Consider the following 16,013-nt stretch of genomic DNA (forward strand, 5'->3'; position numbering starts at 1 on the left):
ATGGCAAAGTTTAGAAAGAAAAAAGGTGATGGACAAACAGCCATCAATACAGCTTCTTTGCCTGATATCGTATTTATGCTTTTATTCTTTTTTATGGTATCAACTACTATGAAAGAGGTTACAATGAAAGTTAGTATTCAGGCTCCTGAAGCAACTGAATTAGCTAAATTAGAGAAAAAGAGTTTGGTAACTTATATTTATGTAGGTGTTCCAACTCGTCAGTATCAAGGAATGTTTGGTACAGAGCCTCGAGTTCAGTTAAATGATGCATTTGCTACAGTAGAAGATATTCAAAGTTATATTGCGCAAGAGCGTGATGCAATGAAAGAAAATGATCGTCCTAAGATGACCACTTCTATCAAAGCGGATTTTGATTGTCCAATGGGTATTATTACCGATATTAAACAGGCATTGCGTAAAGCTCAAGCGCTAAAAATTAATTATTCAGCGCGTCAAAAATCAGAATACTAGAATTAGTTAGTATACTTATATAAAAAAAGGGAATCGAAAGATTCCCTTTTTTTGTTTTACATACTTATCGCAAAATGAAGCAATGACGAATTACCTGTTTTTAATAATCTCTTCATTATACTACACTTGTTCCAGTGTCAGTAGTATCTGTAATTCCTGCTTCATCAAAACTAGTCATGTCATTAATCATTTTTATGGCCCCTTCAATTATGGGGTAAGCTATGGCTGCACCGGTACCTTCTCCAAGGCGTAGGTCTAAATTTAAGACAGGATCTGCCTGTAAGTATTCCATCATTAACGCATGTCCTCCTTCTTTTGAATGATGAGAATGAATAACATATTCCATTATTGTTGGATTAATGGCTTGTGCAGCCAAGAGAGCTGAAGTAATAATAAAGCCATCATTTAAAATAAGCATTTTTAATTCGGCTGCTTGTAGCATGCCTCCTGCTATTGTAGCTATTTCTAAACCACCAAAATAAGCTAATATCTCAAATGGATCTGCAATATCTGGTTTTGTAGATACGGCTTTTTCTAATGTCGCTAATTTCTTTTTTACACCTTCCGCATTATGACCACTGCCAGGGCCAACACATTTATCTAAAGGAATATTGCAATATAAACTCATTAAAATAGAAGCAGGCGAAGTGTTTCCAATGCCCATTTCGCCAAAACCAATCACATTACACCCTTTCTCGTGTAAATTGCGCACAAGTTTAGCGCCATTTTCTATTGCCTTATTGCACTCTTCAGTTGTCATCGCAGGCTCTTTGGCAAAATTACCACTTCCGTTTTTCACCTTGCAGTTTACAATAGAATCATAAGTGCTTAAATCATAATTTACGCCAGCGTCAACTATAGTTGTTTCAATATTATAAAAGCTTGAAAATAGACCAATTCCTCCTCCTTGTTTAGAGAAGTTAATCATTTGTTGCCAAGTTATCTCTTGGGGATTAGGATTTACGCCCTCTTCACAAATGCCGTGATCTGCTCCTACCACTACAATATGAGGTTTTGCTAGTTTCGGACTTGTGGTTTCTTGTATGCGACAAATTTGATAAGCAATTTTTTCTAGCTGGCCTAGTGAACCGAGAGGTTTAGTTTTATTATCTAGTTTATGTTTTATTTTTTCATTTAGTTCGTTAGATAGGGGAACTATATTGAAGTTTGTCATTATACCTGTTTTTATTTGGTACAAATATGACTAAAAAAGTAAAATGAATAATATAATTACAGCCTATTCTTTACTTAAGTTGCCCTCTAAATATGATTATAGCACTCATATATGATTTATTTACTTATTATACCGCTCCTTGATCTAACATTGTATCCGCCACTTTAACAAATCCACCAATGTTAGCACCATCCATATAATTCACAAAACCACCTGGCTTTGTGCCATACTTAGCACATGTTTGGTGTATATGTTTCATAATCTTTTTCAATTGAGCATCTACCTCTTTTCTTGTCCATGTAATGCGCATCGAATCTTGACTCATTTCAAAGCCAGAAACGGCTACACCTCCTGCGTTTGCAGCTTTTCCTGGGCCGTATAAAATTTGATTATCAATAAAGATATCTATAGCATCTGGAGTACATGGCATATTAGCTCCCTCTGATACGCAAATACAGCCATTCTTTATCAATTGTTCTGCTTCATCTTTATTCATTTCATTTTGTGTAGCACAAGGCAGAGCAATTTGTCCTTTTTCAGCCCAAGGACGAGCTTTTGGGTGAAAAAGAATTTTAAATTTTTCAGCATATTCTTTTATTCTACCTCTGTGCTTGTTTTTTAAATTCATTATAAATTTAAGCTTCTTAGCATCAATACCCTCTTTGTCTAGTATATATCCATCACTATCCGACATTGTAAGGACTTTACCTCCTAATTCAATCACTTTTTCTGCGGCAAACTGAGCTACATTACCCGAACCCGAGATAAGAACTTCCTTTCCTTTAATACTATCGCCTTTGGTTTTTAACATTTCTTCGGCGAAGTAAACGTTCCCATAACCAGTAGCTTCAGGCCTAATTAAACTTCCTCCCCAGTTAATTCCTTTTCCGGTGAGTACACCTGTAAATTCATTTTTAATCCGTTTATACTGACCAAAAAGAAAACCGATTTCTCTACCGCCAACACCAATATCTCCAGCAGGTATATCTGTGTTTTGACCAATGTGTCGATATAGTTCAGTCATAAAGCTTTGGCAAAACCTCATAACCTCATTTTCTGATTTGCCTTTAGGGTCAAAGTCAGAACCACCTTTACCACCACCTAGAGGTAAAGTGGTTAAGCTATTTTTAAACACTTGTTCAAAAGCTAAAAATTTTAAAATCCCCAAGTTAACACTAGGGTGAAAACGAAGGCCTCCCTTATAAGGGCCGATGGCACTGTTCATTTCTATGCGAAAGCCACGATTAATAACAATTTTACCCACATCATTTAACCAAGGAACTCTGAATATGATAATTCTTTCAGGTTCTATTATTCTATCGATAATGCCACTGTTTATATAATGAGGATTTTCTTCCAGATAATCACTGATTGAAGTGAGTACTTCTAAAACGGCCTGGTGGAATTCAGGTTGTGCAGGGTTCTTTTCTATTAAGCGAGCCATGAAATGCTCAACGTAATTATTGGGTGAAGATTTCATAATGCGTGATTTAGGAATTAAAACATTGCTGTAATAAAAGTTAAGAATTTATCTTCAATCTAACCTAGTAATTGTAGGTTAATGTGTTTAAAGTAAATGTATAATTGATGTAAGTATAAAAGTGGTTTATGTAAGGTGTTATTTGTCAATATTTGAATCTAATATTTAAGTAACTTTACATTATAGGTGTGATAAGAATGATTTAATTTGTTTTATGATGGACTTCTCAAATATATTTACGCAAACAGCATTTGATAAATTAATGCAAAAGCGGATACAATCTATCTTATTAATTTCGAGTAGTTACGATGCATTTTTACTAGAGGAAGATGGAAGGATTGAAGAGCAAATATTTAACGAATATGTGGCATTAAATCTTAGGTATCCGCCACGTTTTATACAAGTGACCACAGCTGAAGAGGCTTTGTCGATATTGCAATCAGAGCCCATAGATTTAATTATTTCAATGCTCAGTGTAGGAGGGATGGATCCATTCAACTTATCGAAGAATGTAAAACTGGAATTCCCTAACATACCAATTGTTGTATTAACACCTTTTTCTAGAGAGGTGAGTTTAAAGTTAAGTAGTGAAGATACTAGTGCTATTGATTATGTGTTCTGTTGGTTAGGTAATGCAGATATTCTTGTGGCAATTATAAAATTGATTGAGGATGAGATGAATGCCGAACATGATATTTTAGCGGTGGGTGTTCAATGTATTATTTTGGTGGAAGATTCAATTCGTTATTATTCGAGTTATTTACCTATTATTTATCGTATAGTTTTTAACCAGAGTAAAAAGTTTATGAAGGAAGGGCTGAACGAGCACCAGAAGATGATGCGTATGCGTGGCCGACCGAAAATATTACTAGCCAGAAATTACGAAGAGGCTTTGGATATTTATCAGAAATACAAGGCCAATGCCTTGGGGGTTATTTCAGATGTGTCTTTTAATAGAGGCGATGTAAAGGATAATAATGCTGGGATAGAATTGGCGCAGACGGTTAAAAAGGATGATAAGTATATGCCTTTTCTATTGCAATCGTCAGACATAAATGTGGCGCAAACAGCCAAAGAAATACGGGTAGGTTTTTTATATAAATATTCAAAAAGCCTTTTACAGGAGCTGAAACAATTCTTAAAGGTGAATCTGGCTTTTGGCGACTTTATTTTTATTGACCCGAAAACAACTAAAGAGGTAGGAAGAGTAAGCGACTTGAAAGAGCTGCAAGAAAAGTTGTTTGAATTACCTGATGATTCTTTACGATACCATTTTCAACGCGACCATGTTTCAAAGTGGCTTAAAGCTAGAGCTCTGTTTCCTATAGCAGATGTGTTGAAGAATTTACGTGTTGAGGATTTTAAGAGTTTAGATGCCTCCAAGCATTTTTTGCATAGTACGATTGTAAATTTCAGGATTTCAAAAAATAAAGGAGTGATAGCTACTTTTGAACCTAGTAGGTATGATAAATTCGTGAAATTTGCACGGCTAGGAGAAGGATCTATTGGTGGTAAGGCACGGGGGCTAGCTTTTTTAAATACTATTATAAATAAAAACGCTGATCAGCTTAACTTTGAAGGCGTAGAGGTGACTATTCCAAGAACAGTGGTTATTGGGACCGATATCTTTGAGCTTTTTATGGAGTCTAACAATTTGTATGAAATAGCTTTGTCTGAAGCATCTGATGAAGAAATTTTAGATCGTTTTGTTAAAGCGAAACTCCCGCATCGTTCCAATCATTATTTAAGACAATTTATATCCGTTATCAGTAACCCGATTGCCATAAGGTCGTCAAGCGTTTTGGAGGATAGCCATTATCAGCCATTTGCAGGTGTCTATTCTACTTATATGGTTTCTAACACTGATGATGTAGAGGTGGTTATGAAACAAATTGGAGATGCTGTTAAGTGCGTTTATGCATCGGTATATTATAAATCGAGCAAGGCATATATGCAGGCCACCATGAATATCATTGACGAAGAAAGAATGGGTATTGTTCTTCAAGAAGTGGTAGGTCAGCAGCATGGTAATAAATTTTACCCAACCATTTCGGGAGTAGCACGTTCGGTAAATTTTTATCCTATAGCACCAGAAAAAGCTGAAGATGGAATTGTAAATGTGGCACTTGGCTTGGGGAAACAAATTGTAGATGGCGGTGTGTCATTGCGCTTTTCTCCTAGCTATCCGCAAAAGGCATTACAGTTATCTACCCCTGAAATGACGATTAAGGATACCCAGAAAAAGTTTTTTGCCTTAGATATGGATAACGAAAATTTTGTACCTAATGTGAATGATGCAATAAACCTTTTAAAACTGGATATAAAGGCTGCAAAAGAAGATGGATCCTTAAGATGGTTGGGGTCTGTTTATGATTATCAAAATCAAATAATTCGTGATGGAATTATGGCTAAAGGATTGCCCTTAGTTACCTTCTCCAATATTTTAAAACATGATGTTTTTCCATTGGCTCAGGTGGTTAAAAAAGTGATGGAAATAGGTCAGAATGAGATGAACCAACCAGTGGAGGTAGAGTTTGCTGTTGATCTTCAAAATCCAGATGGTAATCCAATCTTTTACCCTTTACAGATCAGGCCCATTGTTGAGGGAGAGGAAAACTTGAAGGATAACTTAGAAGAACTAATTCCTGAGGAGCAAATGGTTTATTCCAAATCATCTTTAGGTAATGGCATAATTGATGATATATATGACCTTGTATTGGTTAAATCAAAAGATTTTTCTCCTGCAAATATGATTAAAATGGTTCCTAATATTGAAAAAGTTAACGATGCTTTGCTGGCCGAGGATAGGAACTATATTTTGATAGGTCCAGGCAGATGGGGGTCTCAAGATCCTTGGTTAGGTATTCCTGTTAAGTGGCCTCAAATATCGGGAGCAAGGCTTATTGTAGAAACAGCTTTAGATGGTTTTTGCATGGATCCAAGCCAAGGCACCCATTTCTTTCAGAATTTAACATCTTTACGCGTAGGTTACATGACAGTTAATCCTGTAACAGGAAATGGTTATTATAACGAGAACTATCTATTGTCTCAAGAAATTATATACGAAGATGAATGGATTTTACATGTCAGATTTAAACACCCAGCAGTAATAAAGCTGGATGGCAAAAACGGTATCGGAGCGGTTGGTATTCCAGAAAACTAACTTAAGTGATGTTTAATTTTTCCAATTAAATCTTCAGGCTGAAATGGTTTACTGATATAATCATCCATACCACTGGCCATACAACGTTCTTTATCTTCAGGAAATGCGTTAGCTGTTACGGCAATAATTGGTGTATGCGTATTGGTACTTTTCTCAATTTCTCTAATTTTTTGAGTTGCCTTAAAGCCATCCATAATTGGCATTTGAACATCCATCAAGATCAAATCGTATTTAGCTTTTCCAAATTTATCAAGTGCCTCTTTTCCATTGTAAGCAACCTCAATTTTTCTCACTTCGTTTTTAATATATAAAATAATGATTTGCTGGTTGCTAAAGTTGTCTTCAACCAATAATATATTAGCATCCTTCATGTCAACAGAAGGTTTATAAAACGACTCGCTAATTGGTGATTTTTCACGAATATTCTGAACAGAGAAACTTTCGGTATTCTCCATAAAGGTTATTCCAAATTCAAATGTAGTTTCATCTCTACCTATATTAATAGATAATGAATGATTGTCCTGCTCAATTAATTTTTGAGTTAACCCCAGCTCTAGAAATTGTATATATTTTGATGTGTTAAGTCTTATGATATCATTGTTATATAAAGACTCTTCGGATTTATATTCTTTGGGGAATGGGATTTTGCCGTAACTCGTTAATTTAAATAAAAGTTCAATTGTACCAGGCATATTATTAGCTCTGGATACTTCAATATTAATTTGCTTAGTTTCCGAAATATTATACTTAGCTATGCTATTTAAAATATTCAGGAATACTTGCTTCGTTTTTATAGCATTTCCTGTCATGGTAGACGGAATATCAGCAGAGAATGAAAGGCTAAACTTCTGTTTGCTATTATTCTCTGAGAATAAACGGATTGTATTGTTTAAAGTAGAATATAGGTTGAAGCTAATTTTTTCCTCTTGAATTGGATTTAACCCCATTTTCTGGTTAGAAACCATATTAGAAACTACACTCACCAAATTATTTGCAGAAGCGTGTATCGTGTTGATGTAATCACGTTGATCGTCCGTCAGATTAGTTTTGCCCAATATGTCTAATATACCAGTGATATTACTAAGCGGCGTTCTAATTTGTCTTGATAAGTTAGAAATCTCTTCCTCTTGCGATGATTTACTATTTTGGGAGTTAATCATGGCTCTTTCTTTTGTAAGCATTACCTCTGCAAAAATAAATTTAAGTGCATAAGCAAGAATAAAAGAGAAGATAAAGTAAATTGAGATCAGTATTTGTAAATTAAAAGTATATGATTGGGCATTAGGAATGATATCGCTTAGTAGCAGGAAATCAAGTAGTATAAAAAAGAATACCCCCACGGAATACCAAGTTCCTTTTTGTCTTCCTAATAGGTTAATTGCAATAAAAGGAAAACTGCCTAGCCAAATAATATTAACACCGGTAGATCCGCCAAATACAATGAAAAAAACAAAAGTTATTAATACAAATGAAAATAGTATCTCTTTGTAGTATTTAGCGTTTGACCTTCTTCCAGTGTATAAATAATTAAATGCAAAAAGTACACTAAAAAACAATAAAGGTCCTGCAAAAAATAAATTTTCTTCAAGCAAAGAAACAATACCTTCAACAAAGACGATTACAAATAAAAAGAAGTTTAAGACATTAGTTAATAGTAATGTAGTTTTTGTTTCAACTTCAAGTTTTTCATCTTGGTCAAAGGCAAAAAGTAATATCAATTTATTAATAAACTTCATATTCAATTATGCTAGTATTCTATATTATAGTATAAGACTTTTTCCAAAGCTTTATATTTTTTATGTATAAAGCTACTCATCGTTGTTTGTCTTAGTTCTGGTACAAATATGGCATTAAAATGATAAAATACGATTGAAAATTTAAAAGTATTATAAATTTATGATAAAAACGTATTGAATTATTTTCAATTATAATTACGTTACATTAAGTAATTGATTAAAAGCAAAAAATGTAAACTGTAATGTCAGAATAGTGTATTCGTTTTCTTATCTTGTTGTAACAATAATCAGGAATTCTCGTTATCTAAAAAGTTTGTAATACACTCTAATTATATAACTTTAATTAGGGTGATTTGTTTAATAGTCTAATTTTCAATTAAGGACTGTAATATATGGTTCTTTATTATTTAAGTATAACAATCAACTGACAATATGAAAAAGGTAGTTTTAAATTTATTATTATTAATGATGGTAACAGCTGTAAGTGCTGAAAAAAGTTTGCCATCAGCTCAGGATTATAAGGATTTTTTAAATACGAAAACCTATGTCGTATTAGATGAAAATCCCATGTCCGATTTCAATTTTATGATTAAAAAAGTGATGCCTCGTATATGGGAATTAACAGAGTATGAGGTAATATCACATGCCGAGTTTGATGAAAAGAGACGTGATCCTTCTTATTCATTTATTGTAACATCAACGGTTACTTTTGATAAGGATAAAACAAAAGCTAGGTATACTTTTGTGAGTTTGTTAATGGGTAAGGACGTTTATTCTATTACCGACATGCCTGATTTATGTTCTATACCTCTTTCCTATTTACGAGTTGAGGACGACAGTTATGCATATAAGATGGAAGGTTTTATTCGATTTATTCAAGATCATGTAAAACTTGTCAACCAAAATCCTAAAATGATTAGTCCTAATATGTTTAAGTATTATAATAAAAACATTAAAGGATTGAGTAATAAAAAACTATACGTTGTTAAAGAGGATTTAGCACCTGATGCGAATACTATTGCAAAAATTCATAAATATTATCCGTATACTGTAGAAATTGTTACGCAAGAAGAGATAGCGAAAGCGATAAAAGATAAGGATCCTGATGTTGTGTTTTTGCACAAGGTAGGGCCTGAAGGAACAAGGTATAAAGCTAGATGTTATAAGATTATAATTGGTGCGGCCGATTCTCAGTTTTATTATTTCGATTGGCATATGGTGAGTGTGAAAAATAGAGATGGTCTTTTACAAAAAGACTTTAAAGCCATGGGGAAAGAATAGATTTAAACTAAATATTTCGAACCCTGCTAATTAGTTTTAGCAGGGTTTTTTTGTGCTTGTTTTTTATACACCGTAATTTATAATAAATTTGCGCATCAAAAATAAATAACAACATATTAAAGCAGTTATGTCTGACGATAAAAAGATAATTTTTTCAATGGTTGGGGTAAGCAAAGTTGTGCCACCTCAAAAAAAAATATTAAATAATATTTACCTGTCGTTTTTTTACGGTGCTAAAATCGGTATTATCGGTTTAAATGGTTCTGGTAAATCTACCTTAATGAAAATCATTGCTGGTGTAGATAAAAATTTTCAAGGCGAGGTGGTTTCATCCCAAGGTTATTCTGTAGGATACCTAGAGCAGGAGCCTGTATTAGACGAAGAGAAAACAGTAAAACAGGTTGTTGAAGAAGGAGTGCAAGAGGTGGTTGATGTGCTAAATGCATACAATAAAGTAAATGAGCGTTTTGCAGATCCTGATGTATTGGAAGATCCAGATAAAATGGATGCTTTAATGAAGGAGCAAACAACGCTACAGGAAAAAATCGATCAATATGATGCTTGGAATCTTGATACCAAGCTAGAAAGAGCCATGGATGCATTACGTTGTCCTGAGGAGGATAAATTGGTTAAGTATTTATCTGGAGGAGAGAGAAGAAGAGTTGCTCTTTGTCGTTTATTATTAAAAGAGCCAGATGTGTTATTACTAGATGAGCCTACCAACCACTTGGATGCAGAATCGGTTCAATGGCTAGAAATGCACTTGCAGCAATATAAAGGAACAGTGATCTCAATTACCCATGACCGTTACTTCTTGGATAATGTAGCAGGTTGGATTTTGGAACTTGATAGAGGTGAAGGTATTCCTTGGAAAGGAAATTACTCATCTTGGCTTGATCAAAAAACCAAGCGTATGCAGCAGGAAGAAAAGTCTGCTTCAAAACGTAGAAAAACATTAGAGCGAGAGTTGGAATGGGTTAAAATGGCTCCTAAAGCAAGACAGGCTAAGTCAAAAGCACGTTTATCGGCATATGATAAATTAATGGATGAGGATGTAAAGCAAAAAGAAGAAAAGCTAGAGATTTTCATTCCTAATGGTCCTCGACTAGGAGATAAAGTAATAGAAGCGCATCAAGTAGCTAAAGGATTTGATGATCGTTTGCTATTTGACGATTTAGAGTTTGTTTTGCCTAAAAATGGTATTGTAGGCGTAATTGGACCTAATGGTGCTGGTAAAACCACTCTGTTTAGGATGATTATGGAAAAAGAGGGTGTCGATAAAGGAACCTTTGAGGTGGGAGAGACTGTGAAAATTGCATACGTCGACCAAAGTCATGAAGCTATTGACCCTGAGAAATCAATTTTCCAGGTAATTGCGGATGGCCAGGAAACTATAAAAGTAGGCGGGCGTGAGTTGAATGCTAGGGCTTTTATTAGCAGGTTTAATTTTGCAGGAGGTGATCAAGAAAAGAAATGTGGTGTTTTATCGGGTGGTGAAAGAAATCGTTTGCATCTGGCCATGACTCTAAAGGAAGAAGCTAATGTACTGTTGTTAGATGAGCCAACCAATGATATTGACGTAAACACCCTACGTGCTCTAGAAGAAGGTTTAGATGATTTTGCTGGTTGTGCAGTAGTTATTTCTCACGATAGATGGTTTTTAGATCGTGTGGCAACGCATATTTTAGCCTTTGAAGGAGATTCTGGTGTATATTACTTTGAAGGATCTTTTAGTGAATATGAAGAGAATAAAAAGCGTAGACTAGGAGATGTAACTCCTAAAAGAATTAGATATAAAAAACTAATGAAATAAGTAATTATTAATGAATGGCTGCCTTGGTGCAGCCATTTTTTATTTAATACAAATCGAAATTTGAATATATATTTGATAACTCTATGTCTGAGTATATATTCATGACATGGTAAATATCAATTTCATTCATTCCTTTTAAGCTTACCTTTCCTTGCTCTTCATAAATAAAACCATCGTTTGTAAGTTCGTAGGTTGAACTACTAACGGCAATATTCATCGGCGAACAATGACTTTGAATCCTAGAAGCAGTATTTACATTTTCTCCAAATACGTCAAAAAGGTAATTATCTATACCAATTAAACTTCCTACTATTTCGCCACTAGTTATACCTGTTGTAATTTCCCATTTTATGGAGTTTATCATATTTCTTTCAAAAATAAACTGTCTAAACTCTATGGCTGCATGAATAAGGTTTACCGCATGATTAGGATTTTCTTCAGGTAGTCCTGATACCGCTAAATAGGCATCACCAATGGTTTTTATTCTGGTACAGTTATGTTTCTTTATGATTTTATCAAACGCAGAAAAGATTTCATTCAGCTCATTAATCAACCTTTTGGGCGACATGGTTGAGGTTTTTTTTGTAAAACCTACTAAGTCTGTAAACATGACCGATGCTGATTTATAGCGTTTGGGTTTAGATGTTCCGGTTTCTTTTATCTCCTGTACAATTTTAGGGGGCAATAAACCATTTAGAATGTTTTCAACTTTCTGTTGTTCTTTTTTAAGTTCCTCTTGCTTTCTGTGCAGTTCTTTAAATGATTTGGTTAATGCTAATACTGACTTAACACGGGCCACCAGTTCAGTTGAATCAATAGGTTTTTTGATGTAGTCAATAGCTCCAGCATCAAGCGCTTTTTTTACATTAATGGCATCAGAAAATCCTGAGGATATAATAACAGGGATATCTTTAATAGAGTCCTTTTTCTTAATTAATTTCAAAGCTTCAATACCGTTCATTTTTGGCATTTCCCAATCCATTATGATTAAATCGGGTGCAACTTGTTGAGCTATTTTGCAGGCATCTCGGCCATTTGAGGCTTTTAAATAAAGAAAGTCTTGATCGATGGTGTCTAAGTACGAAATAATAATATCCATTATAATATCCATATCATCAACCAGCAATATTTTCAATGGAGTGGAGCTCATTTCTTATTTGTTTTAAATAGCAATTTCTGATGGATAGCTAAAGTTATCCTGTAAACTTTGACTTATAGTTTCATAATCAGATAATGTGCTAGATTTTATTTTTGATTTTATATAGTACATGCTTTTAACTCCCACCCCTTTAATATCATTAGGTAGTCGTTCAATAAATCTAAAAGAATTTCGTGTTTTTAAGTACGTATTCTTACCTACATTTATTTGGTTAGGCTCACAGTTTTTTTCCATTCTCGAAGCTACATTAACTGTGTCCCCAAATACATCAAACAAAAAGTTACTTGTACCAAGTACACTTCCAATAACCTCTCCCGAGTTAATGCCAATTTTAGCATCCCACTTTACAGGGTTTATTTGATTGCGTTCAATTAAAAAGTCTCTTACCTCAATAGCTGCATTTATCAAGTTCTGCGCATGATCCTTATTTGGATTAGGGATGCCAGATACAGCTAGGTATCCATCGCCCATTGTTTTAATTCTTGTACAATGATGTTTTTTTATGATGGCATCAAAGGATGAAAAAATGCTAGTTAATTCATCAATTAGTATTTTAGGAGAAAGTTTGGTGGATTTTTTGGTAAAGTCTACTAAATCAATGAATAATACAGAAGCGTCTCTGTATTTTTTGGGTTTTGACTCACCTGTTGAGGTAAGTTCATTTATTATTTCTTTAGGTAATAAACCAGATAAAACTTCACTAATCCTATTTTCACCTTCGCTAATTAAATGCGCTTGTTTATCTAACTTTTGAATAGAACTAGAAAGGGTTAAGCCTGTTCTAACTCGGGCGAATAATTCAATGGTTTTAAAAGGTTTATGAATGAAGTCTAAAGCTCCTGCGGCTAATATTTCTTTAATCGAATTGTTTTCGGCTTCTTGTAAACTAATCAGTATAGGGGTGTTCCAATTTTTATTAGATTCCTTTATCTGATTGATTTTGTCAATTAACTGAGGAGATGAGAACAAGCAGTCTACTAATATTAAGTTGTAAACAGAAGCATCCAGTTCCATTTGTGAATCATGGCATGATTTGGTTATGATCAACCAGTTTTCATCAAACTCTAAAAGTCTACCTTTTATAATTTGCTGACTGATTTTGTCGTCTCCAATAATAAGTATTTTTACTGCGCTCATTCTTTCCCAAATAAATAGCTTTTCTTGCGCTTTACAAGATATTGTAATCAGCTTGTTTCCATTTTGTATATTTGTACTGTGCTTTACTGAATACTGTTTGGTTTTAATGGCGAATACTCCAATTTTATATACAGGCAACTGCTTTTATAGGATTAATTTTTCAACAAGAAATTATTGCTTGTTAAAATGGGTAATTGGCGTTGAAAAAACATCTAAGTAGAATGTTTAATGAGGTACATGTTTTCGATCACATTTATAATGTTACAATGAAACTAATTGAATTAGAAAAGTTAGATGAGCTAACTAGTGATGCTCAGAAAAATGATAGAAAAAGAAAGAATTTTAATTTTCATGATGTTGATGATGATCCCGTTCAAAGAATGTTAAATGCATTTGAACCTGGTACATATGTGCACCCGCATACACATACCAATCCAGATAAGCGTGAGGTTTTTATTGTGTTAAGAGGAAGACTTTTGGTTCTTTTTTTTAATGATAAGGGTGAAATAAGTCGACATGTAATATTGGATGCTGAAAAGGGAGTTTTTGGTGTTGAGATTGCGGCAGGAGACTGGCACACCGCAACGGGACTAGAAAAAGGAACGGTGGTTTATGAAATAAAAGATGGTCCGTATATTCAGGTTGAAGATAAAAACTTTGCAAAATGGGCTCCCAAAGAAGGATCAGAGGAGGCACCTTTAATTATAGAGCGTTGGTTAAAAGAGTTAAATCTTTAAGCGAAAACATATCCATAATGAAAGGCTCGGATATGTTTTCTTATACTGTTTATTTTTGTTTAACTGTAAGGTAATATACTATAGCAGCGATGATACTAAAGAAAAATCCAAATACAATCCATAAGACTTTCTTTCCAGTAGACATACTCTTTTGGTTGGTAACAACGTCATAAACAAGCCAAACAAAGGCAGCTAAAGCAACGAGGTAAATTAAATTTGACATAATTAAATATTTAAGTTTATAATGCCTGAATATACAATGATTTGTTCAAAATACTAAATAGGAGCCGGGTATTGAATTTATCCTTGAAAGAAGAAGTTGAACTGTAATATTGTGGTAGGTGCTTTCATTAAGTTTAAAATAAATGAATAACTTTGCGCCTCAATTATAAAAAAAGTAGAAGCATGGCTCAAAAACCCTCTATACCCAAAGGAACTCGTGATTTTTCACCAGTAGAAATGGCAAAGCGTAATTATATTTTTGATAGCATTAAATCGGTGTTTTTAAAGTATGGTTATCAACCCATTGAAACGCCTGCTATGGAAAACCTATCTACGCTGATGGGTAAGTATGGTGAGGAAGGTGATAAGTTGCTTTTTAAAATTCTTAATTCGGGCGATTTTTTAGCTAAAGCGGATGAGCAGTTATTAGCAGATAAAAACTCAGTTAAAACAACCACCCAAATTTCAGAGAAAGGCTTGCGTTACGATTTAACCGTTCCTTTTGCTCGCTTTGTGGTGCAACATCAAAATGAAATATCATTTCCTTTTAAGCGATATCAGATACAACCTGTATGGCGTGCAGATAGACCTCAAAAAGGACGCTACAGAGAGTTTTATCAATGCGATGTGGATGTAGTTGGGTCAGATTCGTTGATGAACGAAGTGGAATTGATTCAAATTGTAGATGATGTTTATAAGGCGCTGAATATAAATGTGCTTGTTAAAATGAACAATCGTAAGATTTTAACAGGAATTGCCGAAATTATTGGGGAAGCGGATAAAATTATTGACATCACTGTAGCTATTGATAAGCTGGATAAAATAGGATTGGATAAGGTTAATGAAGAACTTATCTCTAAAGGGATTCCTCAGGAAGCTGTAGATAAACTTCAGCCTATTATTAATTTATCAGGTACAACGGAGGAAAAAATCAATACGTTAAAAACTGTATTAGCACCTTCAGAAATAGGAATGAAAGGTGTTGAGGAAATGGAAACAGTTTTTTCATATTTAAATAGTTTAGAAGTTGAAACAGAGGTGGAGTTGGATTTAACCTTAGCCAGAGGTTTGAACTACTATACAGGTGCTATTTTTGAAGTTAAAGCGCTGGATGTTCAAATTGGAAGTATTACTGGTGGAGGAAGATATGATGATTTAACAGGTATTTTTGGTTTAAAGAATGTATCTGGAGTTGGTATTTCGTTTGGGGCGGATCGTATTTATGATGTGATGAATCAGTTGAATTTATATCCTAAGGAATCTATTGCTTCTACGCAGCTTCTATTTATCAACTTTGGCGAAAAAGAAGCGTTGTATTCTTTAAAAGCGTTAAAACAGATTCGTCAAGCAGGTATTAAAGCTGAGCTTTATCCTGATAATGCTAAGATGAAAAAGCAAATGACTTACGCCAATAAAAAAGAAATTTTATTTGTGGCAATGGCAGGTGAAGATGAAATGAATCAAGGTAAACTTACCTTAAAAAATATGACTACGGGGGAACAGCAATTAGTTACCGTAGATGAGCTGATTAATATCATCGGCTAAAAGAAAGATTTTATCTAGTTTGCACGAGTTAATCATGTATTAGCTCGTGCTTTTTTATGGGTAGAGTTTTTAAAAATAACGAAATAAACATACTG

12 protein-coding genes are annotated in these 16,013 nt (G+C 34.0%); 6 read left to right on the plus strand and 6 right to left on the minus strand.

Annotated features, from left to right (window positions below):
* Entirely contained in the window at positions 1–471 is a 471-nt protein-coding gene (locus A8L32_RS00375) for an ExbD/TolR family protein (RefSeq protein WP_075589718.1), read from the plus strand.
* Positions 472–586: 115 nt separating this feature from the next.
* Here the strand turns inward: A8L32_RS00375 and cobT are convergent, their stop codons facing one another.
* Together cobT and gdhA are read right to left on the minus strand one after the other, a co-directional pair.
* The gene (gene cobT / locus A8L32_RS00380) at positions 587–1,645 is read right to left on the minus strand and encodes a nicotinate-nucleotide--dimethylbenzimidazole phosphoribosyltransferase (protein WP_075589719.1); all 1,059 of its coding nucleotides are present in this window, start codon (positions 1,643–1,645) and stop codon (positions 587–589) included.
* A 127-nt stretch (positions 1,646–1,772) separates the two neighbouring features.
* A complete protein-coding gene (gene gdhA / locus A8L32_RS00385; protein WP_075589720.1) occupies positions 1,773–3,125 on the minus strand; it encodes an NADP-specific glutamate dehydrogenase in 1,353 nt (450 codons plus the stop codon).
* A gap of 262 nt (positions 3,126–3,387) precedes the next feature.
* Here gdhA and A8L32_RS00390 point away from each other — a divergent pair, with 262 nt between their 5' ends.
* On the plus strand, positions 3,388–6,288 hold the full coding sequence (locus tag A8L32_RS00390) for a PEP/pyruvate-binding domain-containing protein (protein ID WP_233145435.1): 2,901 nt from the start codon (positions 3,388–3,390) through the stop codon (positions 6,286–6,288).
* Here A8L32_RS00390 and A8L32_RS00395 read toward each other — a convergent pair.
* Positions 6,285–8,024 carry a response regulator gene (locus A8L32_RS00395; protein WP_075589722.1) on the minus strand — a complete coding sequence of 580 codons (1,740 nt, stop codon included), beginning with the start codon at positions 8,022–8,024 and terminating at the stop codon, positions 6,285–6,287. The genes A8L32_RS00390 and A8L32_RS00395 overlap by 4 nt on opposite strands.
* A 432-nt stretch (positions 8,025–8,456) precedes the next feature.
* On the opposite strand from A8L32_RS00395, the gene A8L32_RS00400 reads away from it, so the two are divergent.
* Together A8L32_RS00400 and ettA are read left to right on the plus strand one after the other, a co-directional pair.
* Positions 8,457–9,305, plus strand: coding sequence for a hypothetical protein (locus tag A8L32_RS00400; RefSeq protein WP_075589723.1), 849 nt, complete (start codon positions 8,457–8,459; stop codon positions 9,303–9,305).
* Positions 9,306–9,432: 127 nt separating this feature from the next.
* A complete protein-coding gene (gene ettA / locus A8L32_RS00405) occupies positions 9,433–11,118 on the plus strand; it encodes an energy-dependent translational throttle protein EttA (RefSeq protein ID WP_075589724.1) in 1,686 nt (561 codons plus the stop codon).
* Positions 11,119–11,161: 43 nt separating this feature from the next.
* Here the strand turns inward: ettA and A8L32_RS00410 are convergent, their stop codons facing one another.
* Both A8L32_RS00410 and A8L32_RS00415 read right to left on the minus strand, forming a co-directional pair.
* Positions 11,162–12,268: an adenylate/guanylate cyclase domain-containing response regulator gene (locus tag A8L32_RS00410; RefSeq protein ID WP_075589725.1), complete on the minus strand. Its 1,107-nt coding sequence runs from the start codon at positions 12,266–12,268 to the stop codon at positions 11,162–11,164.
* Between the two features lie 12 nt (positions 12,269–12,280).
* Positions 12,281–13,414 carry an adenylate/guanylate cyclase domain-containing protein gene (locus A8L32_RS00415; protein WP_143524968.1) on the minus strand — a complete coding sequence of 378 codons (1,134 nt, stop codon included), beginning with the start codon at positions 13,412–13,414 and terminating at the stop codon, positions 12,281–12,283.
* 266 nt (positions 13,415–13,680) lie between these two features.
* Between A8L32_RS00415 and A8L32_RS00420 the strand changes: the two genes are divergently transcribed.
* On the plus strand, positions 13,681–14,151 hold the full coding sequence (locus tag A8L32_RS00420) for a WbuC family cupin fold metalloprotein (RefSeq protein ID WP_075589943.1): 471 nt from the start codon (positions 13,681–13,683) through the stop codon (positions 14,149–14,151).
* A gap of 49 nt (positions 14,152–14,200) precedes the next feature.
* Here A8L32_RS00420 and A8L32_RS00425 read toward each other — a convergent pair whose 3' ends face one another.
* On the minus strand, positions 14,201–14,374 hold the full coding sequence (locus tag A8L32_RS00425) for a PLDc N-terminal domain-containing protein (protein ID WP_075589727.1): 174 nt from the start codon (positions 14,372–14,374) through the stop codon (positions 14,201–14,203).
* 182 nt (positions 14,375–14,556) lie between these two features.
* Between A8L32_RS00425 and hisS the strand changes: the two genes are divergently transcribed.
* Entirely contained in the window at positions 14,557–15,918 is a 1,362-nt protein-coding gene (gene hisS, locus A8L32_RS00430; RefSeq protein ID WP_075589728.1) for a histidine--tRNA ligase, read from the plus strand.
* Positions 15,919–16,013: the final 95 nt, after the last annotated feature.

This window comes from Labilibacter marinus, assembly GCF_001659685.2.
GTDB classification, from domain to species: domain Bacteria; phylum Bacteroidota; class Bacteroidia; order Bacteroidales; family Marinilabiliaceae; genus Saccharicrinis; species Saccharicrinis marinus.